A 20562-nucleotide genomic window follows, 5' to 3' on the forward strand; every position below is an offset into this window, starting at 1 on the left:
CCCTGCTCGCGTTGCCCTCCCCTGACGGCACGCATCCGGTGCGCGACCGTCGGTACGGTGCCCCAGGCTACTTCTTGGCGTCGGACGCCCCGCCGGGGTCCGACGCCATGCCCTCGGCCCTCACAAGGCCGTTGTCCTTCACGAAGCGCACGAACTCCTCGACAAGACGCCGGGACGCCGCCCGCACCGCGCTCCGGGTCATGACTCCGACATGCGGGGACAGCGTGCAGTGCGGGTTGTCGGCGAGCGCGGACGAGAAGCGCGCCCCCTCGGACTCGAAGACGTCGACCGCGGCCCGCGAAGGCCCGTGGTCAGGATCCCGCAGCGCCCGGTCGAGGGCTTCCTCGTGTACGACACTGGCACGCGCGGTGTCGATCAGCACCCCGCCGCCGCGCGAACGAACGTGTCCGACCCGGCAGCCGCACGCCCGACCAGGACGAGGCGCCGCCGCAGGCCCTCCGCCGTCGCGCGCTCGAGCACATGCCGGGTGAGCGCAGAGCACGGCCGGACAGCTGGGGAGCTGCGAGACCTGGATCACACCGGGTCGTGTCACAGGCGTCAGAGCTGTCTCGTCTCGGGGGATGTAGGCACCCCGACGACCCAGGAGGATCAGACGATGGACGCGCGACTGAACTACTTCGACACCCCGACCGCCGGCAAGGCGCTCAAGCACTTCATGGCGGTCGGCCGGGAACTGAAGGAATCGCCGCTCCCGGCCACCACACAGGAACTGGTGGCGCTGCGCGTGAGCCAGATCAACGGGTGCGCGGTGTGCATCGACATGCACACCAAGGACGCCGCAGCGGCCGGTGAGAGTCAGGTACGGCTGCACCTGGTCGCGGCCTGGCGTGAGGCTACGGTCTTCACGGAGGCCGAGCGTGCCGCGCTGGAGCTGGCCGAGCAGGGGACCAGGGTCGCGGACGCGGCCACCGGGGTCAGCGACGAGGTCTGGGCGCGTGCCGCCAAGCACTACGACGAGGACCAGCTCGCCGCCCTCGTACTGCTGATCTCGTTCATGAACACGGCCAACCGGCTCAACATCATCGCCCAGCAGCCGGCCGGCGACTACCAGGTGGGCCAGTACCACTGAAGCGAGTACCACCGAACCGAGCAGATCCGGGCGGCCGGCAGACCGTAGAGGAGAAACAGACGTGGGCAAGGTCGAGGAGTTCGAGGAGCTGCGACCGCTGCTGTTCTCGATCGCGTACCGGATCCTGGGCAGCGTGAGCGAGGCGGAGGACGCGGTGCAGGAGACATGGCTGCGCTACGACGCCTCGACCACGCTTCCCGTGTCGGCCAAGGCGTTCCTGTCCGCCACGGTGACCCGGATCGCGATCGACGTACTGCGCTCCGCACGGGTGCGGCGCGAGGAGTACGTCGGCCCGTGGCTGCCCGAGCCGCTGATGAACGACCCGTACGAGGACCCGGCGCGCGCGGCCGAGCTGGCCGACTCGGTGTCGATGGCGGCGCTGCTGCTCCTGGAGCGGCTCAGTCCGCTGGAGCGGTCGGTGTTCGTGCTGCGCGAGGTCTTCGCGTTCGGCTTCGACGAGATCGCCGCCGCGGTGGGGCGTTCCGAGGCGGCCTGCCGGCAACTGCTCGTACGGGCGCGCCGGCACATGCACGACGGGCGGCCCCGTTTCGAAGCGGATCGCAGACAGCGGCAGGAGCTGGCGCGACGGTTCTTCGAGGCGCTGGCGGACGGCGACGTGGACGGGCTGAGGAGTCTGCTGGCCGCCGACGTCCAGCTCGTCGGGGACGGCGGGGGCAAGGCGCCGCAGCTCGCCAGGGCCGTCGCCGGCGCGGAGAGCGTGGCCAGGCTGCTGGCCGCCGTCTACCCGCTCATGGTCCAGGTCGACATCACCTGCGAACCGCACGACATCAACGGCCAGCCCGGCGCGCTGTTCCGAGACCGCGACGGCAAGATCCTCCACATCGTCGTCCTCGACGTCCTCGACGGACAGATCCAGACGATCCGCTCGGTCATCAACCCTGACAAGCTCGGCCACCTCGGCCCGGTCGCCGACGTCTGGGCCGTCGACCAGGAGGTGCGGCAGGCCCGCAGGCGGAGCCGGTGATCTTCTCAGCAAGGCTCACGAGACGTCCGGCCGTGTCATCAGGGGCGACCGCAGGTGCAGCTCCAGGCAGGGCCCGGTCAGGGGCACCGTGCTCCAGACGGCGGTCGCCGTCCCCGCGCCCCCGTCCACCACCAGCCGGACGTGATGCGGGGTGGTGATGAGGACGAGGTCGGCGACGAAGGCACTGCCCTGCCAGGCGCCGGACGCCACGACAGGGCGGCCGAGCGGGCTGCTCTCGCGCCAGTCGCCGGAACCGACCTCGGCGTCGAAGAGTGACCCGAAGCGTACGAGCCATCCGCCGTCGGCGCTGTCGACGGTCACCGTCGTTCCGTCGGGCAGCGCCGAGTCCTCGGCGGAGGCGTCGAGTACGGCGCTGACCGAACCACCGGGACCGGGACCGGCCGACGAACCCGGCACCGGCGGCAAGGCCAGCTGCCGCAGCCGGGCCGCGAGGAGTTCGTCGTCCTCGGCGCTTCCCGGCCGGTCCAGGCCGGGCAGCAGGCACTCCCACAGGGCGTCGAACACCGTCTGTGACTCGCCCTGGGCGGTCACGGCGACCACGAGATCACGCGACGGCACCACCACACACTGCTGCCCGAAGGCGCCGTGCCCGTGGTAGCCGTGCCGCGATATCCAGAACTGGTAGCCGTAGCCGCAGGAGAAGTCGGCGTCGGCGGTCCCGTCCTGGAACGGCTCGCACTCGATGTGCCGTCTTGTCGCGAGCTCCACCCACTCGTGTGGGACGAGCTGCCGGCCGCCCCACACGCCTCCGCGCAGGAGCAGTTCACCGAACGCGGCGATGGCCTCCGTCGTGAGGTGCAGACCGTGGAAGCCGAAGACGGCACCGCTGTTCACCCGGTCCCATTCGGCGTGGTCGACGCCCATCGGCTTGAAGAGGCGGTCGTCGAGGAAGTCGTCGAGGGTGCGGCCCGTGACCCGTTCCACCATGCGGGCCAGGAGGAAGGTGGTGGAGTTGTCGTAGATGTGCCGCGTGCCCTCCGGCGCGGCGAACGGCAGGCTCAGGAAGCCCTTCACCAGGTCATCGGGTTCGCGCTCCCAGGCGTCGGCGAGGCTGTCCACGGGGTGGCCGGCCGTCATCGACAGCAGATTGGTGGACGGTGATCCGGCTCGCCTGCGCCGAGAGGTCGTCCGGGACGTGATCGGGCAGTACGTCCACCACCCGACCGTCCAGGGAGAGCAACCCGTCGGAGACCGCCAGGCCCACGGCGACCGACGTGAACGACTTCGTCAACGAGTAGAGCAGGTGGGGCCGTTCAGCAGAGTACGGCGCCCACCAGCCCTCGGCGACGACGTGACCGTGGCGCACCACCATGAGGGAATGACACTCGATCGATGCCGCCTCCAGCCGGTCCAGCAGGGCGGCGATCGCACGGGACGACACCCCGGAGGCGGCCGGTGTCGAGCGCGGCAACAGGGCACGCTGGGAAGCCATTCGCGCACCTTAGACAGATGCTGTCACCGCGCCCAAGCGAATATCTCAACGCATGTCCTCGGCGCCCTCACATGTCCCTGGCACCCGCCCTGATCGTCTCGCGGATGCGGGGGCACGTACCGCAGCGACGGATGTTGCGGATGCCGTCCAGGTCGGCCTCGGTGATCTCGCGGCCCTCCTCCGCGACGCGCCGGACCAGCGCGACGGCGGCCATGATCTGCCCGGCTGGCAGTAGCCGCTCTGATCTCCGCCCGGTCGGACCGTACGTCGGCGATCGCGCAGTTGGTCTCTCCAGCACGCTGTTGCTGCGGAGGCGGACGGTGAAGGAGGCCTCCACGGTCGGCGTGAGCGGCGGCAGCCCCCTGGACGGCTCGGCGGCACGCAGTTCCTTCAGCACGGAGGCGTCGGGCTTGCCCTCGGCCGTCCCCGGTTTCCAGGCGACCCGCAGGGTCCGGACGGCGTCGATGTGCACCGGCCGAAGGTCCGCGCGCGCCCGGATGGGTGGGCCTGCGGCGGAGGACATCGCCCGACTGCATGCGGAGACGATCGAGTCGGTGTACACCTCGGGCGTGTCTGGGACCAAGGTCGTGCGGGCTGCGCCTCACCAACTGGACGGTCGCCACCGTCCGTGATATCCGCTGGTCAGCGACCTGGATGCCTGCGATGATCGCTCCATGGGTACAGACATCCACGGCTACATCGAGGTCAGGAACAGCTGCGTCGACAGTTCCGAGCCCGATGACGACGAGCCGCTGCTTCGCTGGCACCAGGCGATGCTCTTGGATCACATCTTCAAGGGCCGCGACTATGACGCCTTCGGCAGCCTCTTCGGCGTCCGCGGAGGATGCAGCGAGCCGCTCGCGGCCCAGCGTGGCTTTCCCCGAGACGCCTCACGCGCCGCGACACGGGCCTTCGAGTGGGAACAGGAAAACGCGCACAGTGCGTCGTGGATCAACTGGGCCGAACTCGCGGGACAGGTCTGGGACAGCGCAGAGCCACGGGTGCCTGACGAGGACTGGGGTGACGTCTGGTCGGTGATGGCGGTACTGGCCAAGCGGCACCGGGCGGAGAACGTTCGTCTGGTGGTCTGGTTCGACAACTAGAGCGTGTTCCTTGGAGGAGATGTCGGCTTTCAGTCGAACATGCCCGCGTAAGGGGCTGGTTCGCCGGTCATCGGGGCCAGGCCTGTGGAAGCGGCGTTCCTGCTCCTCGTGATGGACGAAGGTACCTACTCGCCCTCACAGCGAGAGGTCGCTCAGCGGGCACGCGTCGAATTCAGCAGTCATGAGGCGCCGCAGGAACTCCGTCATACCGCAGCCGAACAGGGCCCAGTGCGGGTCGCCGTGCCTTGTCCAGACGACCACAGGCCACTCGTCGGGGTTCGGCCCGGTCTTCAGCCAACCGAGTTCGTTTGCGTTGCATCCGCTGCCCCAGGGCACTACTCGATCGGCACCCAGTTCGACTCCGGGTGCTCCACCCTCCGTGGTCCACAGCTCGCGGAAGCCGGCTGCGTGACCGGTGATCGATGCCTGCCAACCGTTTCCCACGGGCAGGGGTGGGAGGACGATCAGGTCATCGATGCAGCCGCCACCGTAGACGGTCATGAAGTCGCGACAGTCGGCAGGGAGGGGAGTGCTCAGCTGGGCTTCGACTACCGTCCAGTCCGCGTGTTCGTCCGCACCCCCATTCGGGATCCAGGATCTCCCGCAGCGCCGCTATTCCGGTTCGGCCGTCTACCTGTCCTCCTGGCTACTCGTGCTGGTGCACGATATCCGGCGTTGCGCTGCTGGTACGCCTCGGTGTCGAAGGCCGACGGGCGACCACCTGCGCGACCTCGCGCGGACAATGAGGGCATGACGTTGACGATTTGGGTCGATGACTGGCAGATCCAGTGCTGCGGGGAGAGCTTCACGCCGGGAGATGTCGTCTCGTGGCAGCTGCTTGAGGTCGATCCCGAGGACTACGCGGACCTGGTCGGTCGCGATCGCGCTGCGGAGATCGACTTCTGCGAGGAGCACCATGGCCGGGGAGATGACCACGCGCCGACCAGGTTGCGGGTGCTGACCGTGACAGAAGTGCACTGCCGGTACGAAGTCCCTCCGGGGAGCACGTCGAACGTGCGCCACCCGGTGCCGGGCACAACCGAATTGGTGCCTGTCAGGCAAGCGGATGGACGGGCATTGAAACGCCAACACGGCGAACTCACCGGCTACCTCGTCACAGCCGAGCGAGTTGCGGACGGGGAAGGCGCCTGACCCGGTGTCGTCCAGCCAGTGCATGAGCTTCAGGTGCGGGTGGTCCGGGTGGTGCGGTGACACGGGGCAGATGTGCAGCTGCTGGTCGTAGCCGCTGCCTATCTGGACCTGGGTGGGCTGCCGAGGGTCGGTGGCGCCGCAATCGCCGGACGACTCCTGCACTTGCCGGCTGCTGCCGCCGTTGCCCTCGAACGTGGCGATGGTCAGGAGCGCATTCATGTCGTGGCCGTACGCCTCACAGATGCGGGGCGCGGGCGCGGATCCGGCGCGTCCCGAGCGTACAGCTGCGCGACCGTTCGCTATGGGCCCCTCCGGCGGAGCACAGATCAAGGCGCACAACTCCTCACGCCGCCACCGCGACACCGGCGCCGACGGCGATGAACAGCCACCCAGTCGTCAGCTCCCAACGATGGCGGATGGCGGGGCGGGCCAGGAGCGCGCGCAGCCGTGCGGCGACGGCGACCAGGCCGAACCAGTACGCCACGCCGATGAGCACGTCCAGGATGCCGAGGAGGAAGATCTGCCGCCCCGGCGAGCCGCCGCCATGGACGAACTGCGGCAGGACGCTCAGGAAGAACAGCGCGGCCTTCGGGTTGAGCACGTTGGTCAGAAGCCCCTGCCGGAAACCCGACCGCCACCGACTGCCGGACCCACCGCCCCCAGTCACAACCGGGGCGATCGCCTGACGCTGAGCGCCCTGTGGGCGGGCCGCACGCCGGGCGGCGAGCACAGCCCGGACACCGAGATACACGAGATAGCCCGCGCCCCCGAGTCTGATCGCGTCGTAGATCACCGGGGAGCGAGCGGCGACCACGGACAGCCCGACCGCGGCGGCCAGCATGTGCACGCACAGCCCACTCTGCGCGCCCAGCGCCGCCGCCCGCCCCTTGGCGGGATGTTCGGTGGCCGATCTGAGCACCACGAGGAAGTCCGGACCAGGGACGACGTAGGCCAGCAGCACCACACCGAGGAAGCCGACGAGGTCGACTGACATCCCTCCCCCTTCCGTTGCCGCCCGCCCACGGCCATGGCCCGGTCGAGTACCCCACCCTGCCCGTGACGCGCATCACAGATTCTCCGTGTCACGTTCGCGCCCTCTCCTCCCATCTCGTGGGCGTCAAGACGCGATAGAAGGAGGACGGAACGATGAAGAACGCACAACACGAGACGGGTACGGCGGCGCATGCCCACCGCGTCGTGATCCTGGGGGCGGGGTACGCCGGCATGGCCGCGGCCGTCCAGCTCGCGGCGCGGGCGAAGCGGCGCGACGACGTGGACGTGACCCTGGTGAACGCGCAGGAGCGGTTCACCGAGCGCATGAGGCTGCACATGGCGGCGACGGGGCAGCAGCTCGCCGTGCTGAGCATCGCCGAACTCCTGGCGGGCACGGGCGCACGCTTCGTACGCGGCCGGGTGACGGCCGTGGACCCGGAAGCGAAGACCGTACGGATCGACGACGACCAGGTCCTGCCCTACGACACGCTCGTGTACGGGCTCGGCACCACCACCGACACCTCGGCCGTACCGGGCGTCGAAGAGCACGCGCACACGCTCAGCGGTGCCGAGGACGCCGAGTTCCTGGCCGAACGGCTGGCCCGGCTCGGCAGCGGCACGGTAGTGGTCGCGGGCAGTGGCCTCACCGGCGTCGAGTCGGCCGCGGAGATCGCGGAACAGCACCCGTACCTCGACGTCGTACTCCTGGGCAGGCAGGAGCCCGGTTCCACCATGAACGCGAGGGCCAAGACGTATCTGGACGCCGCACTCCACCGGTTGGGCGTCCAGGTGCGCTCCGGCGTCGAGGTGGCCAAGGTGCTGCCCGGCGCGGTGGAACTGGCAGGCGGCGAGACCGTCGCGGCCGACGCGGTCCTGTGGACCAGGGGCACACGGACATCACCGCTGGCGGCCGCCGCCGGGCTGGCCGTGGACGAGCACGGGCGGATCGTCACCGACACCGCGCTGCGGTCGGTGTCCCACCCTGACGTGTACGCGATCGGCGACGCGGCCGCCATCCGCCAGGTCTACGGCGTCATGCACGGCACCTGCCAGGGCGGCATGCCGACCGGCGTGCACGCCGCACTGTCGATCGAGCGCGTGCTCAGGGGCAGGCAGCCCAAGCCGTTTCGCTTCGGCTACTACCACACGCCGGTGAGCCTCGGACGTCACGACGCCGTGGTGCAGTTCACGCGGCCTGATGACACCCCGCGCCGGTTCTGCCTGACGGGACGCATGGCCGTCCGGTACAAGGAGACGGTGACCGCCTCGCCCTGGCCGACGTACGGCCGTATGAAGAAGATGCCGGCATCGGGCGCGTTCTGGCCCCGGGGCGGCCGCTTCACCCGGATCAGTGGGAACCGGTGACCGGCCCGTCCGCCACCCCCGGCCAGGCGGTCTTCCATGAGCACCGACGGCTGCTGTTCGCCGTGGCCTACCGTGTCCTCGGCAGCGCATCCGACGCCGAGGACACGGTCCAGGACGCGTGGATCAAGTGGTCGGGCGCGGATCGTTCGCAGGTGGCCGACCCCAAGGCGTATCTGACGAGGATCGTCTCCAACCTGGCACTCGAACGCCTCCGTTCCGCACGGCACAAGCGCGAGACCTACGTGGGCCCCTGGCTGCCGGAACCCGTCCTCACCACGGGCGATGCCTCCGAGGCCGTCGTCGACGCCGAGTCGGTGTCGATGGCCATGCTGGTGGTGCTGGAGACGCTCAGCCCGCTGGAGCGCGCGGTGTTCGTGCTGAGGGAGGTCTTCGACTTCAGCCACGCCGAGATCGCCGAGGCGCTGGAGCGTTCCGAGAGCGCGGTGCGGCAGGCGGCGCACCGGGCCCGCCAGCACGTACGGGCCCGGCGCCCGCGCTTCGCGGCCGACCGGGCACGGCAGCGCGCGGCCACCGAGCGGTTCTTCGCCGCGGCCACCGGCGGTGACGTCAACGCCCTGATGGAACTGCTCTCCCCGGACGTCACCCTGTGGACCGACGGCGGCGGCAAGGTCCGCCAGGCCCTGCGCCCTGTCGTCGGCGCGACCACGGTGGCCTCCTGGTTCGCGGCCGTCGGCACCGTCACCTACCAGGGCGTGGAGCCGGCCGACATGAACGCCGGACTCGTCGAGCTCAACGGCGGGCCGGGAATCGTGTTCAGCGGACCGGCAGGCGTGATCGCCACCGTCACCTTCGACTTCGACGGGGACGGCCGTATCACCGCCATCCACAACGTGGCCAACCCGGACAAGCTCCAGGCCGTGGCCGACGGCACCACTCACGACCTCTCGGTCGGCCGACCTTCCTGAGCCTGCGCCGCGGCATCCTGGAAGGCGGCGAAAGGAGCACCGCAGTCACCTCAGGCGAAGTCCTCCGGCGTGATGCCGCTGCCGTGGCCCGTCGGCCACTCCACCCGCTCGATCCGGTAACCGTCCGGATCCGTCAGATCGTCGAGCCGGTTGAAGAGACGTCCGCCGCGTCGCCCGAGCTCCTGTCCCGGCCGGTCGTCCGGACCGGCGATGAAGCCGTCGAGCGACATCGACGTGTACAGCCGGATCGGACCCCCCATGATTACCGCCTCCATCCTCACCCCCCTGTCAGAAGGAAGACCTCAGCCGGTCGGCGAACTCATCGCACCTGCGATCCTCAGCGGCGCACCTTGTACCTGAGGTGCAGCACCCGGTCGCCCTGGATGACCACGTGCGGATCCTCGAGCAGGACCTGCCCGTCGACGCTCCCGAAGTACCGCCTGCCCGAGCCGAACACCACCGGCACCACGTCCATCGCCACCTCGTCCACGAGACCTGCCGCGAGGATCTGGCCGCCGACCTCGCCGGCACTCACCGCGACGACCCGTTCCCCGGCGAGCTCCTGCGCCTTGTCGATCGCGGCCGTCACCCCGTCGACGAAGTGATAGGACGCCTCCGGATGCCATCCCTCCGGCTTCGGCCGATGCGACACCACGACCACGTGGTCGCCGGCAGGCTGATGGCCCTCCCAGCCGTTCGTCAGGTCGAAGAAGCGGCGGCCCATCACGATCGTGCCGATCGACTCCCACATCGGCCGGACGTACTGCGCCGACGCACTCGAGACCTTGAAGGCGCTGCCGACGCTGGAGTGGTCGTACCCGTCCTGCTGGTCCCCACCCGCTCCGATCGGGGTGTCCCCGCTGAAGTACCACTCGTGAAGCGGCCCCACGTCGTCGTGATCGTCGGCGATGAAGCCGTCCACCGACACGACGTTGTGCATGATCACTGTGCCCACGGGATCCTCCTCGACTCCGTCTGCGTGTGCACGAAGTCCCCGTGCCCGTCCGTACACACCGGTACAGACCCGCACCACTCGTGCACAGCCGATCTTGCCGTGCTGAGCCGTGAGAGGGCTTGTAAGAAATCAATCGACGGGCATCGGACCGGCGTCCGGCGGGAACCCCGGCGCGGCCGGGAACCGGCGTCGCAGCGCCAGGTACTCCGTAGGCGTGTGGCCGGTGAAATCCTTGAACTCCCGGCTCAAGTGGGCCTGATCGAAGTAGCCCGCCGTATGGGCGAGCTCCGGCCAACCGGTCGGATGCCGGGCGTCCACGGAAAGGATCAGCCGTGCGAAGCGGTAGATCCGCGCCAGCCGTTTCGGGGTGACCCCTGCATGAGCCTTGAACTGCGCGGCCAGATGGTTGCCGCTCACCCCGGCGTCCGCGGCCAGCGCGCCGACCGGAACCGCGCCGCCGGACGCGACCAGACGCCCGCCCGCGTGCAGGACGAGATCAAGTCCGCGCGGCGGTGCCTCGGCGAGCCGCGACAGCAGCTCGGCTTCCAGCACGTCCAGCGTGTCGGCCGCCGACCCGGTGTCGCCGATCCGGTTGCGGATACGGTCCACCGAGCGCCGCCAGACGGTGTCGACCGGTACCCACCGGTCCCGCAGCTCACTCGCCGGCACGCCGACGAACGGCGCCAGCCCCCAGGGCTTGAAGTGAACGCCCACGAGCCGGACCCGTGCGGGGTACTCGACGACGAAACGCCTGGCCCACAGGCCCATGAACCACCCCTCGGCCAGCACGGCCGGTGGCACCCCGGGAGCGGAGTCCCGCAGGAGGACGGGGTCGCCGAGGCTGAGGAACAGGTGTGCGGACGGCATCGGCGGGATGTTCATCCGGCGGTGACGCGGCACCCCGCTCAGACAGTAGATGTCGTCGACGAACCGGTCGAGGGGAGGACAGGGCGCCCGGCCGACGTACTCCATGCGTTCAGTGTGCCCGACGGCCGTGACGGGTGCGCGACACCCAGCGAATCGGGCGCCGCTCCCTCTAGCGCCGATGAGTTTGCGGCGGTCGTGCCGTCTACCCCTTCGACGAGACGAAAGGGAGCGCATCATGCGCAAGATCATCGTTTGCACGTTCCTGACCCTGGACGGCGTCATGCAGGCGCCGGGCGGTCCGGACGAGGACCGGCAGAGCGGGTTCGAGCACGGCGGCTGGCAGAAGCCGGTGGACGACGACGAGGTCGGTGCGGCCATCGTCGGCTGGTACGAGGACTTCGACGCCATGCTGCTCGGCCGGAAGACGTACGAGATCTTCGCGTCGTACTGGCCGACCGCCGATCCCGGCAGCCCGTTCACCGACCGGCTGAACAGCATGCGGAAATACGTGGCCTCCCGCACGCTGACGTCCCTCGACTGGCAGAACTCCGAGCTGCTCCAAGGCGACGCCGCCGACGCCGTGCGCAAGCTGAAGGAGTCCGACGGCGGCGCCATCAGCGTCGTCGGCAGCGGCGACCTCGCCCAGACCCTCATGCGACACGGCCTCGTGGACGAGTACCGGCTCACCATCCACCCGGTCATCATCGGCACCGGCAAGCGGCTGTTCGCCGATGGAGCGATCCCGACCGCGCTGGAGCCGGTCAGTGTGACGACGACGAAGGGCGGCACCGTCGTCGGCGTCTACCGCGCGAACGGGGAACCCAGTTACGACAGTTACTAGAGGCGAACGCCCACGTCGGTCCAGCCCGCACCTGAACGGGCTGGACACCGCCTCCTGGCGCCCAGCGCCTCACTCACTCCCGGCGAGTGCCGTGAGAACGCCGGCCGCCGGCGCCGACCGGAACACCATGCCGGACACGGACGTGCACTCCGAGCGGGCATGGGCTCCCTGACCGACCGCCCCGATGCCATCCAGGACCGGCACACCGGCCGCCGCCAGGAAGATCCGAAATGGCGATCGGTTGGGTGGACGGGGCAGATGAGGGTCAGTGGCGTGGGGAAGTGCGGCAGGTGCTGCAAGCGCTGGAGGCGTCTACGGATCGCTGAAGATCGGTCGTGCGGGAGGGCTTCGCTGTGGGCCGGACGGAGGGCGAGCGCATTTCGTTCGCACTGTTGTGCACGACTTCGTAAGATCGCCGCGCGAGGCGTGCCGCGAGGGGCAGGACGCTCGCTCAGAAACTTCGGAGAGTCTCATGGGTCGCCGTCCTCTCGCACTCACCGCCGCCGCCGTGCTGTTGGGCGCAGGCTGCTCCGCGGCGGACGCGGAAAGCAATGACAAGGCTGAGTCGGCGAAGGCATCGGCGGACCAACAATCCGCCGTGCGGAAGGCTGTTGAGGCGCTTCGTCAGGACAGCGCCGGGTTCGATCAGGAGATCGAAATCGAGGGCGACGGCCAGGTCTACCGCCTGACCATCGCCGGCGGCTTCGACTTCGCGGCGGATCGTGGCCATCTGGAGGTCGATCTCCCTGGCGGTGCGATCGACCACAGCGAGCAGGTGTTCGCGGACGGCAAGATCTACATCAACGGCGTCCAGGGGTCCGGCGTGGACAACTGGGGAGTCATGGCTCGGGACAAGGCCGAGGCCCACTACCTGCTGCGGGCACCGCTGAACGACCCCGAGCACGTCCTGCAGCAGATCGCAGCGATGCGCAAGATCTCCCGACAGGGCGAGGAGAAGGTCGAGGGAGTGCGTACGGCGCACTACCGGGGCATCCTCGACCACCGCACCACCACTCTCCGCACCGCCCCGGACGTCCGCGCGAAGATCGACCGAACCCGCGACGCCCTGGGCGGGGACCTCCCGGTCTTCGCGGACGCATGGATCGACGGCAAGGGACGCCTGGTGCGGGTCCGTATGAACGTCAACATGTCCGGCGCAGGGGTGACATCGACGATGACCCTCACGGACATCGGCAAGCCGGTCCGCGTCACGGTTCCGCGCCCCTCGGACACCACCCCGGTGACCGAGGTCAGCGGCGTCCTGAACGGTTGAACCGGACGACAGCATGGGCGCCGGGCCTAAGAGCTCCGAACAGAAGTGGAGCCCGGCTCGCGGCGTCTGGCCCGCACGCTCGCCGCGTTGCCGGAAGCCCCTGGTAGCGCCGCTACCAGGGGCTTCCGGCGCCTTGCGATCGCACGCACCAGACGCCGCGAGCTGATCGGACTCCACTTTTGTTCGGAGTTCTAAGGGACGACGAGTCTCACGGGCCCGCGCGAGGCGTTGGCCTGTCGGTGGCGTCTGCCAGGATGCGCGGATGACCTCAACCGGCCATCCACACCGCGAAAATGATGAACGGCCGCGTGCCCACCTGCTGGATGCGATCGGCACCATCGATCCGTGGGACAGCCTGGAAGGCACCCACCTGAACACCACGACGCAGTGGATCGGGAGCGGCGCCCCGCTCTACCGGGTGCGCAAGCCAGACGTCCCCCCAATGCACCTGGTGAGCTACTTCGTCGTCCTCGACGACACGAGTGACCGGCTGTTGCTCGTGGCGCACCGCAAGGCGGGCCTGTGGCTGCCGACCGGCGGACACGTCGAACCGGGCGAGGACCCGTGGGCCACGGTGGTGCGCGAGTGCCAAGAGGAACTCGGCATCGAGGCCATCGCGTCGCCGCTCACCGGCGAGTCGCCCTTCTTCCTCACCGTGACAGACACGCGGGGGCCGGGCGTACACACCGACGTCTCGCTCTGGTATCTCCTTGCCACCGACGCTGACACCATCACCTCCTACGACGAGGAGGAGTTCAGCTCCATCCGGTGGCTCACGACGGACCAGGTACTCGCGGAGCCGGACGACGTGCTCGACCCCCACATGCACCGCTTCACCCGCAAACTTCAACGGGCCCGGGCTGCCGGCGGACACCGCAGTTAGCCGCCGTTGTCAGTGCCGCCTGGCATGGTTCGGGTCATGTTCGACGGACTTCACGCCATCGACTGGGCGTCGATGGAGCACGCATACGGCTCGGCCGAGGAGGTGCCGGGGCTGCTGCGGTCCCTGCGTTCCCCGGACGCCGAGGAACGCCGCACGGCCCTCGACCGGTTCTACAGCGCGGTCCACCACCAGGGCAGCGTGTATCCCCCAACGGCGGCCAGTCTGCCCTTCCTTCTCGAACTGGCCGCAGACCACGCCACCCCGGACCGGGCCGCTGTCGTCGAGCTGGTGGTGAGCATCGGCCGGGAGTCCCTGGACCGCGGCTTCGAGGAGGACGGTACCGAGACCGAGTACTACCCCCCGATGGGTTGCGCGCAGGCCGTCACCTTCCTGCGTGAGCGTGGCGCGCAGTTCGCCGAACTCGCCCGCGATCACCACCCGGACGTGCGCCTGGCCGCAATCAGCGGGCTCGGGCTCTTCCTCGACGACACCGACCGAGCCGCCGCACTCCTGCACGAACGACTCGCCGCCGAGCAAGGCATCGCCGCGCGTCTCCGCATCACGGACCACGGTGATGCCCGGTGTCCGTATCGGACACGGGGCGATCATCGCTTCCGGCTCCGTCGTCGTCGACGACGTTCCCGACTACGGCATCGTCGGCGGCAACCCGGCCAGGCTCGTCCGCCGTCGCTTCGACGACGAGGACATCGCCCGCCTCCTGGCCGTCGCCTGGTGGGACTGGCCGGCCCAGCACCTCACCGAGCACATCCGGACGATCATGTCCGGCAGCATCGATGAACTGGAAGCCGCGGCCCCGAAGCCCCAGTAGCAAGGCTTCGGAGCTTCGGCTGAGTAGCATGGGGTCCATGTTGCGTGTGAGCAGTCGGCTGCGGGTGGGTGGTGCCTTCGGGTACCTCCTGCTGGTGGCCGTGCTCACGTTCGGCGTGTTCGCCATGCACACCATGGGCCATCCGGACCATTCGTCCGGCACTGGATTGGGCAGCGCATCCCACTCCGCCGCCGGCCTCCATCAGCGCGACGAAGTCGCGGGTGTTGGTCCAGCAGCCGCGCCCGCTGCGATGACGGACCACGCGGACATGACTCCGGTCCAGTCCTCGGCAGAGCACCCCATGACCGGCATGGATCCGCTGTCCGTCTGTGTGGCGGTTCTCACCGGATGGCTGCTCTGGTCGCTGCTGGGAGCGTCGGTTCGCCGGAAGCAGCACCTCACCGCTCTCCTCGCGCGAGCCCTGGCCGTACTCCCGGCCCTGCCGCCACCCACCAGACCCCTCTGCGCTCAGCTGTCAGTGCTGCGGATATAGGCCGACACGCAGCGCGGGCTTCGCCTGCCCGCGCACAGAGCCTGTACCGCATGTCCACTTCCCCTGACAGAACTGATCGAGCGAGGTATTCGCACATGAGTACGCACAACCCTGTCCCGCGTCGCCGCCTTCGCCGTCGCATCGCGCTGGTGAGCGCCGTCGCGGCGAGCGGGCTGCTTCTGGCCGCCTGCGGCAGCGACGACATGGACGGCATGAAGCACGGGAGGGGCAGCTCCGCGTCCGCCACGTCCGCCGCGCCCACCCGGTCGGCCGACGGGAACCGGGCGGTCGGCACGTTCAACGACGCGGACGTCATGTTCGCGCAGATGATGATCCCGCACCACAAGCAGGCGCTGGAGATGGCCGAGCTCGCGGACGGCCGAGCCGCCGACACGCAGATCAAGTCCCTGGTCGCGGACATCGAGAAGGCCCAGGACCCCGAGATCCAGACCATGAAGTCCTGGCTGAAGTCCTGGGGCAGGCCGGCGCCCGCCGAGAAGGACATGCCCGGCATGGACCACGGCTCCTCCGACATGGGCCACGGCGGGTCAGGAATGTCCGGAATGATGTCCGAGGAGGACATGCAGAAGCTCGAGTCCGCCAAGGGCACCGAGTTCGACCGGATGTTCGCGCAGATGATGATCGAGCATCACGAGGGCGCGATCGCCATGGCGGAGGACGAGCAGAAGAACGGCCGTAACGCCATGGCCAAGAAGCTCGCCGCCGACGTCGTCGAGTCCCAGTCCGCCGAGGTCCAGAAGTTCAAGAGGATCCTCGACCGGATCTGACCCGCGTCCGCAGCAGGCGGACACGACGACGGCGGGGCTACCGGGCGCGCCCCCGGTAGCCCCGCCGTATGGCTTGTCGCTCAGGCGGCCGCCGAGACGGCTTTGTCCGCTACCCGCTTCGGCTCCAGGACGCGTTCGGCCAGGAAGCCGAACAACAGCCCGAAGCTGGCCCAGAGAGCAGCCTGGATACCGATCGAGGCCACGCGGAACTCCCACAGGTCGGTCGCCGGGAACCCCTTGGGGGTGTTGTCCCCCTGCGGCAGCACGGCCATCGTGACCGCCATGACCGCGACGAAGGCGACGCCGGCGGCGATGGAGGCGTTCCAGTTGCCCCACGCCGGGGCGAGCTTGCGGCCCAGCAGGATGGCCGCTATGCCCAGCAGCACACTCAGGGCGATCATCCCCACGAACAGGATGGTGCGCTCGCCGATACTGTCCGGGTCGCCGACGGCGGGCGGATTCGCGGGGTACTTGATGATCGGCACCAGGTAGAGGAGCAGGAACCCGGCGAGTGCGGTGAACGCAGCGGTGGCCCGTGCCCCGAACCGGCCGATACGGCCCAGTACGAAGCAGAACGCGAGCGCCGCGATGCCGCCGATGGCGACGCCGAAGACGAGCACCCCGGTGGCCAGACCGGCGGTCGACTGCACGGTGCGGCTGACGAGTTCCTCGCCACCGTGATGACCGTGGTCATGGGACGTGGACTCCTCGAACGCGATGGCCGCGTCCACGGAGCCCTCCCCGATCAGGAAGGCGACGACGAAGGCGAGCACACCGGCGCCCAGGCCGGCGAGCATGCCGCGCACCAACAAGGTGCGTACGGTGACGGAGTTCATCGAGACGTGCTCCGTCAGTGGCAGGGGAAACCGAGGAGGTGCCGGGCGTCGTGCACCCACTCGTGCACGCCCTCACCGGAGACCAGAGCGGTGGCGCCCTGCTCGGCGCCGACGAAGTACAGCAGGACCAGCATCAGGACGCCGACGAAGACGGCCCAGGGGGCGACCGCCCGCAGCGGCAGCGGCGCGAGGGTCTGGGTGGTGGGGGTGGGGGCGGCAGTGGACTGCGCCATGGCGAGACCTCCTCGGGAACTACGCGTCCCGCATCGTGTGGAGCACTCGACGACGGCGTTGGGTCTGACTCACCACCACGCCTGGCTGGCGGGGTGGCACACAGTGGCGCGACCGTGCCGGGCTTGCACCGGACTTCCGTGGCGCCGTCGTCCTTGTCGCCCCGAATGGTAGGGGGCAATGGGGACTTCGGCCAACATGGCGTACGCCACCTACGATGAACCGACCTCGCAGAAAGGCCCATCATGACCATCCGTCTCACGCTGCTGTGCGCCGCGGCCCCCACGGAGCGCGACGTGCGATTCGGCGGAGACACGCCGTTGGACGAGAGGGTCTTGGGGCAGGTGAGGGGAGTCGCGGAATCACTGCCTACGGCCACCTCCTGCCTCACGGCGCCTTCGCAGCGGAGCCGGCAGACCGCAGAGGCCCTTGGACGGGAGCCCGTCGTCGAGGAGCCGAATCTCCGGGACGTGGACATGGGCCGTTGGCAGGGCCGGACGCTGGACGAGGTCGCGGCCGGTGACGGTGTCGGGCTCGCCCAGTGCATGTCGGACCCCGAAGCGGCCCCGCACGGCGGGGAGTCCGTGGCGCAACTGTGCGCCAGGATCGCCGCCTGGATGAACGGCCTGCCGGACGATGCGGGCCGGGTCCTGGCCGTGGTCGAACAGGCCGTGGCGCGTGCAGCGGTGCTGTACGCGCTGGGAGCGCCGCGACAGTCGTTCTGGCGCATCGACGTACCGCCCCTGTCCGCCGTCCAGTTGACGGGCCGATCCGGCCGCTGGAACCTGCGGATCGCTCCTGTCGGGAGCAGCGAATCGCTCTAGGTCTATGACTGAGGGACGTTATCGACAGGTGGGCTCCCGTCCCTAGGAGACCCTCATGACTGAACGCGGGCTCGCAAGACGCGCCCGCCATCGGCTCGCGGTGCTGCGCCATGCCGAGGAAGTGAGCGGCAACATCGCCGCCACCTGCCGCTACTACGACCCGTTCAGCGGCGAGGTCCTCTTCACCGATGCGGAGAGCGCCCGGGTGCGGCATGACGGCGCCGACGACGCCCTACTGATGCCTACGCCCGCTACCCGGTTGGTGGACGTCAATCGGGATCCCCCGTTCCCGAGTGCGCCCCGATTCCGGGCCGTGGATCTGTTGGCTCACCCCGAGTTCGTCGAACACTTCCGGCCATGCGTCGTATCCACGACGCTGGCGCTGGCGTGGGTCGCCGCCGGCAAGCGCGCCGCGTATGTCACCGATGGCGGCGACCTGTCCAGGAGCGTGCATTTCGCTGCCGGCATCGCTCTGTGCAGGGCTGCCGGCTGCGTCGTCGCCGGAATCGACGGTGCCCCGATTGATGAGGCCGGTCGCGGGCTCGTGGTCGCCGCCGACGAGGAGCCCCACGGGCTGCTGATGCCGATGATCGGGAGTCGGAGGTAAGGACTGTGCAGTGAGGCCGGCCTCCCGCATCAGCGGAACTCGTGGATGACCTGGATCTCCCCGACGATGTGGGCATTGAAGTCGTCCAACTCCTCAGCGGGAACCCAGAGCTCGAGGATCGTCTGCCCGCCGGCCTGCTGTATGGGGTACCGGCGCAAGAACGCCGACTCGACTTCGAAACGTGTGACGAAGCCGGCGCCATCGTGCTTCACGTTCCAGTCACGCGCGATCCTGACCGCGTAGTCCTCGTTGAGAACCGGGTAGAAGATCGGCTGCCCGGGCAGCCGGGGCGGCCAGGCACGCCAGTTCAGCTCCCGAACCAGAGCCAGCTCCTTGGGACCGGTGGGACGCCACAAGGTCGTCGTTGTTTGCCGGCTGGTCATCTGCATCGCTCTCTGAACATAGGCCGCTGGTACGGCGGGTCGGGAGAGCGGACGATACCGGCACCGCGAACTCAGCAGCCACGCAGTTTCGGCACCTGGACCAGCGCCCTGACCGATAGCCATGGGACGCCTCTTGGGCTGTGCCCGCACGGGTCTTCATCGAGCTGGGACAGGCTGCGTCGGCGGCGCGCTTGCGGTGGTCGGGGACGGAGCCGCGGCCGCTTCACATCGCTCGGCGTGTCCTCAGCTCAGCGAGCCATGTCCGCACCTGTTCGTCGTCGTGCAGGTAGCTGCCGCCAGGCCCGCAGGGAGATCGATGCCGTAGAGGCGGTTCAGCGCCCACCAGGACAGGTCGTCCCAGACGATCCCGTCCTCCGTCACCCACCTCGCCGCCCAGCGATCGGCCTCGTCACGGGCCAGCCGCCCCGCGACGAGCCCAACGAAACGATCTTCGATTTCATCCAGAGTGGGCCGGCCGCCGGCATCCATACTCTGACCGTACCGGCAGGAACGAACCTTGCTTGATGCGGGCGCCCGGGACGCCACCCCTGGGCCCGCCGCGCGCCCCACCTCTCGTCGGCACAGCTCCTCGGGTCGTCGTGTGACCGCGCCGCGACCGGGACGGTGTCCCAGGCCTTGCTGTTTCTGCAGGTCAGCTGGCCTGGGATGGTTCCATGGCGTGTGATCGGCTGCCGGTCGTTGTGTTCGGTGCCGTGAGCGCTGATGCTTTTGGTGTCGCGCCGACCAGGTTCGGGCTGACCAGCCGGCCTCGCCGCGGCTTCCACGTCCACGCATTCATCACGGGGGAACACCCATGTCCACGCGTATCCGAGTGAGCGCTCTGACCTCGCTCGCCCTCGCCACTCTGGCGGCAGGCACCGTCCTCACGGCACCGGCCGCCGGCGCCGCGTCGAAGGCGGCCTCGCCCAAATTCCTGTCGGCGTCCCAGCTGCCGCCGCACCCGTCGTCGTCCTGGACCGCAGGGCCGGTCACCGAGGGGTTCCCGGAAGAACTCGGCCTGTGCGTGAGCACGGAGGGCGTGCCCTCCTACGACTACCGGCAGCGTACGTTCCACACCGACCTCGACACCGGTGCCGCGCAGTTGACGGTCGTGGCGGACACGCCGGCCCTCGCCAAGGCTCTGGCGAAGCACTACGACGACCTGATCCGGACGTGCGCGGACCGCATCGAGGCCGCCGACCCCGACGTCGAGGCAGAGGTCCGGGACTACGGCAAGCTGCCGGTCGAGGAGGGCGCCCGCGGCCGCGGCCTGCACACCGAGACGTCCTGGGGAGCCAACGACGTCGCCCTGCTGTCGGTCGGGCGGGACGGCAAGACCGTCACCGTCGTGTGGTGGGGCCAGATGGGCGACTTCGGTGACGCGCCCGTGACCGCCTTCAAGAAGACGACGAAGACGGCCGTCACCAAGCTGTACTGACCGGCGGACCGCAGGAGGAGCCGCAGCCCTGATCCGCGCTCAGACCTGCCCGACGTTGATCTGAGCATCGTCCCACCACGTGGGCGGTGCACGGGAATTCGTTGATCAGGACGCCCGGATCAGTGGCTGTCAGGCCCGGGAGGACGTCACGCATCCGCCCGCCTGGCGGAGGAGCCTGCTCGCGTGGTGGCTTACGCGGCTGAGCTGCTGTCACGCACGGGACTGATCGGAGGGTGTTCTCCTGTAA

General features: G+C 69.3%; 25 protein-coding genes and 6 pseudogenes. 15 read left to right on the plus strand and 16 right to left on the minus strand.

Features of this window, described 5'->3' with window-relative positions; genetic code table 11:
* Positions 1-67: 67 nt before the first annotated feature.
* On the minus strand, positions 68-382 hold the full coding sequence (locus tag DC008_RS35590) for an NAD(P)-dependent oxidoreductase (protein ID WP_164492415.1): 315 nt from the start codon (positions 380-382) through the stop codon (positions 68-70).
* 234 nt (positions 383-616) lie between these two features.
* Here DC008_RS35590 and DC008_RS34040 point away from each other — a divergent pair, with 234 nt between their 5' ends.
* A complete protein-coding gene (locus DC008_RS34040) occupies positions 617-1090 on the plus strand; it encodes a carboxymuconolactone decarboxylase family protein (RefSeq protein WP_108710991.1) in 474 nt (157 codons plus the stop codon).
* A 61-nt stretch (positions 1091-1151) separates the two neighbouring features.
* Positions 1152-2075 (plus strand): RNA polymerase sigma-70 factor, encoded by a 924-nt coding sequence (locus DC008_RS34045; protein ID WP_108710322.1) that lies wholly within the window; start codon positions 1152-1154, stop codon positions 2073-2075.
* A 15-nt stretch (positions 2076-2090) separates the two neighbouring features.
* On the opposite strand, the gene DC008_RS34050 is transcribed toward DC008_RS34045, so the two are convergent.
* From DC008_RS34050 to DC008_RS34060, 4 genes and pseudogenes are all read right to left on the minus strand, one after another.
* Positions 2091-3173, minus strand: a complete 1083-nt coding sequence (locus DC008_RS34050; RefSeq protein WP_244221460.1) for a serine hydrolase domain-containing protein — start codon at positions 3171-3173, stop codon at positions 2091-2093.
* On the minus strand, positions 3115-3528 hold the full coding sequence (locus DC008_RS36160; protein ID WP_244221461.1) for a serine hydrolase: 414 nt from the start codon (positions 3526-3528) through the stop codon (positions 3115-3117). The genes DC008_RS34050 and DC008_RS36160 overlap by 59 nt, the downstream gene beginning before the upstream one ends.
* 67 nt (positions 3529-3595) lie before the next feature.
* A pseudogene (locus DC008_RS34055) lies at positions 3596-3771 on the minus strand (2Fe-2S iron-sulfur cluster-binding protein); the annotation flags it as partial.
* Positions 3771-4020: pseudogene (locus DC008_RS34060) on the minus strand (xanthine dehydrogenase family protein molybdopterin-binding subunit); the annotation flags it as partial. The pseudogenes DC008_RS34060 and DC008_RS34055, both read right to left, overlap by 1 nt.
* Positions 4021-4202: 182 nt before the next feature.
* On the opposite strand from DC008_RS34060, the gene DC008_RS34065 reads away from it, so the two are divergent.
* On the plus strand, positions 4203-4631 hold the full coding sequence (locus DC008_RS34065; protein WP_108710323.1) for a hypothetical protein: 429 nt from the start codon (positions 4203-4205) through the stop codon (positions 4629-4631).
* Positions 4632-4766: 135 nt separating this feature from the next.
* Here the strand turns inward: DC008_RS34065 and DC008_RS35320 are convergent, their stop codons facing one another.
* On the minus strand, positions 4767-5132 hold the full coding sequence (locus tag DC008_RS35320) for a hypothetical protein (protein WP_123954054.1): 366 nt from the start codon (positions 5130-5132) through the stop codon (positions 4767-4769).
* A 249-nt stretch (positions 5133-5381) separates the two neighbouring features.
* Here DC008_RS35320 and DC008_RS34070 point away from each other — a divergent pair, with 249 nt between their 5' ends.
* Positions 5382-5783, plus strand: coding sequence for a DUF6578 domain-containing protein (locus tag DC008_RS34070; protein WP_108710324.1), 402 nt, complete (start codon positions 5382-5384; stop codon positions 5781-5783).
* A gap of 343 nt (positions 5784-6126) precedes the next feature.
* Here DC008_RS34070 and DC008_RS34075 read toward each other — a convergent pair whose 3' ends face one another.
* On the minus strand, positions 6127-6777 hold the full coding sequence (locus DC008_RS34075) for a LysE family translocator (protein WP_108710325.1): 651 nt from the start codon (positions 6775-6777) through the stop codon (positions 6127-6129).
* Between the two features lie 152 nt (positions 6778-6929).
* On the opposite strand from DC008_RS34075, the gene DC008_RS34080 reads away from it, so the two are divergent.
* Positions 6930-8141 carry an NAD(P)/FAD-dependent oxidoreductase gene (locus tag DC008_RS34080; protein WP_108710326.1) on the plus strand — a complete coding sequence of 404 codons (1212 nt, stop codon included), beginning with the start codon at positions 6930-6932 and terminating at the stop codon, positions 8139-8141.
* Positions 8138-9067, plus strand: coding sequence for an RNA polymerase sigma-70 factor (locus DC008_RS34085; RefSeq protein WP_108710327.1), 930 nt, complete (start codon positions 8138-8140; stop codon positions 9065-9067). The genes DC008_RS34080 and DC008_RS34085 overlap by 4 nt, the downstream gene beginning before the upstream one ends.
* Positions 9068-9204: 137 nt before the next feature.
* On the opposite strand, the pseudogene DC008_RS36515 reads toward DC008_RS34085, so the two are convergent.
* The 3 genes and pseudogenes from DC008_RS36515 to DC008_RS34100 all read right to left on the minus strand — a co-directional run.
* Positions 9205-9327 (minus strand): annotated as a pseudogene (locus tag DC008_RS36515) (dihydrofolate reductase family protein); the annotation flags it as partial.
* A 77-nt stretch (positions 9328-9404) separates the two neighbouring features.
* Complete coding sequence (locus tag DC008_RS34095) at positions 9405-10022, minus strand: dihydrofolate reductase family protein (protein ID WP_108710329.1); 618 nt, start codon at positions 10020-10022, stop codon at positions 9405-9407.
* A gap of 129 nt (positions 10023-10151) precedes the next feature.
* The gene (locus tag DC008_RS34100) at positions 10152-10994 is read right to left on the minus strand and encodes a helix-turn-helix domain-containing protein (protein ID WP_108710330.1); all 843 of its coding nucleotides are present in this window, start codon (positions 10992-10994) and stop codon (positions 10152-10154) included.
* 130 nt (positions 10995-11124) lie between these two features.
* Here DC008_RS34100 and DC008_RS34105 point away from each other — a divergent pair, with 130 nt between their 5' ends.
* Positions 11125-11730 carry a dihydrofolate reductase family protein gene (locus tag DC008_RS34105; protein WP_108710331.1) on the plus strand — a complete coding sequence of 202 codons (606 nt, stop codon included), beginning with the start codon at positions 11125-11127 and terminating at the stop codon, positions 11728-11730.
* Positions 11731-11799: 69 nt separating this feature from the next.
* On the opposite strand, the pseudogene DC008_RS36380 reads toward DC008_RS34105, so the two are convergent.
* Positions 11800-11952, minus strand: a pseudogene (locus DC008_RS36380) (M20 family peptidase); the annotation flags it as partial.
* Between the two features lie 250 nt (positions 11953-12202).
* On the opposite strand from DC008_RS36380, the gene DC008_RS34115 reads away from it, so the two are divergent.
* Positions 12203-13003 (plus strand): SCO4651 family lipoprotein, encoded by an 801-nt coding sequence (locus DC008_RS34115; protein WP_108710332.1) that lies wholly within the window; start codon positions 12203-12205, stop codon positions 13001-13003.
* A 262-nt stretch (positions 13004-13265) separates the two neighbouring features.
* Positions 13266-13886, plus strand: a complete 621-nt coding sequence (locus DC008_RS34120; protein WP_108710333.1) for an NUDIX hydrolase — start codon at positions 13266-13268, stop codon at positions 13884-13886.
* 9 nt (positions 13887-13895) lie between these two features.
* Here DC008_RS34120 and DC008_RS36385 read toward each other — a convergent pair whose 3' ends face one another.
* Positions 13896-14456, minus strand: a complete 561-nt coding sequence (locus DC008_RS36385) for a hypothetical protein (protein WP_164492236.1) — start codon at positions 14454-14456, stop codon at positions 13896-13898.
* Between DC008_RS36385 and DC008_RS34125 the strand changes: the two are divergent.
* From DC008_RS34125 to DC008_RS34135, 3 genes and pseudogenes are all read left to right on the plus strand, one after another.
* Positions 14452-14715, plus strand: a pseudogene (locus tag DC008_RS34125) (LbetaH domain-containing protein); the annotation flags it as partial. The gene DC008_RS36385 and the pseudogene DC008_RS34125 overlap by 5 nt on opposite strands.
* Before the next feature lie 37 nt (positions 14716-14752).
* Entirely contained in the window at positions 14753-15208 is a 456-nt protein-coding gene (locus DC008_RS34130) for a hypothetical protein (RefSeq protein WP_108710992.1), read from the plus strand.
* A gap of 95 nt (positions 15209-15303) precedes the next feature.
* The gene (locus DC008_RS34135; protein WP_108710334.1) at positions 15304-15996 is read left to right on the plus strand and encodes a DUF305 domain-containing protein; all 693 of its coding nucleotides are present in this window, start codon (positions 15304-15306) and stop codon (positions 15994-15996) included.
* 80 nt (positions 15997-16076) lie between these two features.
* Here the strand turns inward: DC008_RS34135 and DC008_RS34140 are convergent, their stop codons facing one another.
* Both DC008_RS34140 and DC008_RS34145 read right to left on the minus strand, forming a co-directional pair.
* Positions 16077-16832, minus strand: coding sequence for a CbtA family protein (locus tag DC008_RS34140; protein ID WP_108710335.1), 756 nt, complete (start codon positions 16830-16832; stop codon positions 16077-16079).
* Positions 16833-16846: 14 nt separating this feature from the next.
* The gene (locus DC008_RS34145; protein WP_055620396.1) at positions 16847-17065 is read right to left on the minus strand and encodes a CbtB domain-containing protein; all 219 of its coding nucleotides are present in this window, start codon (positions 17063-17065) and stop codon (positions 16847-16849) included.
* Between the two features lie 243 nt (positions 17066-17308).
* On the opposite strand from DC008_RS34145, the gene DC008_RS34150 reads away from it, so the two are divergent.
* Both DC008_RS34150 and DC008_RS34155 read left to right on the plus strand, forming a co-directional pair.
* Positions 17309-17887: a histidine phosphatase family protein gene (locus DC008_RS34150; protein ID WP_108710336.1), complete on the plus strand. Its 579-nt coding sequence runs from the start codon at positions 17309-17311 to the stop codon at positions 17885-17887.
* A gap of 157 nt (positions 17888-18044) precedes the next feature.
* Positions 18045-18494: pseudogene (locus tag DC008_RS34155) on the plus strand (inositol monophosphatase family protein); the annotation flags it as partial.
* 29 nt (positions 18495-18523) lie between these two features.
* Here the strand turns inward: DC008_RS34155 and DC008_RS34160 are convergent.
* Positions 18524-18883 (minus strand): hypothetical protein, encoded by a 360-nt coding sequence (locus tag DC008_RS34160; protein ID WP_208646057.1) that lies wholly within the window; start codon positions 18881-18883, stop codon positions 18524-18526.
* Positions 18884-19120: 237 nt separating this feature from the next.
* Entirely contained in the window at positions 19121-19366 is a 246-nt protein-coding gene (locus DC008_RS34165) for a hypothetical protein (RefSeq protein ID WP_208646059.1), read from the minus strand.
* 325 nt (positions 19367-19691) lie between these two features.
* Between DC008_RS34165 and DC008_RS34170 the strand changes: the two genes are divergently transcribed.
* A complete protein-coding gene (locus tag DC008_RS34170) occupies positions 19692-20315 on the plus strand; it encodes a hypothetical protein (protein ID WP_108710337.1) in 624 nt (207 codons plus the stop codon).
* The last annotated feature ends 247 nt before the right edge of the window (positions 20316-20562 follow it).

Origin of the sequence: Streptomyces nigra (genome assembly GCF_003074055.1) — a bacterium.
Lineage (GTDB): Bacteria > Actinomycetota > Actinomycetes > Streptomycetales > Streptomycetaceae > Streptomyces > Streptomyces nigra.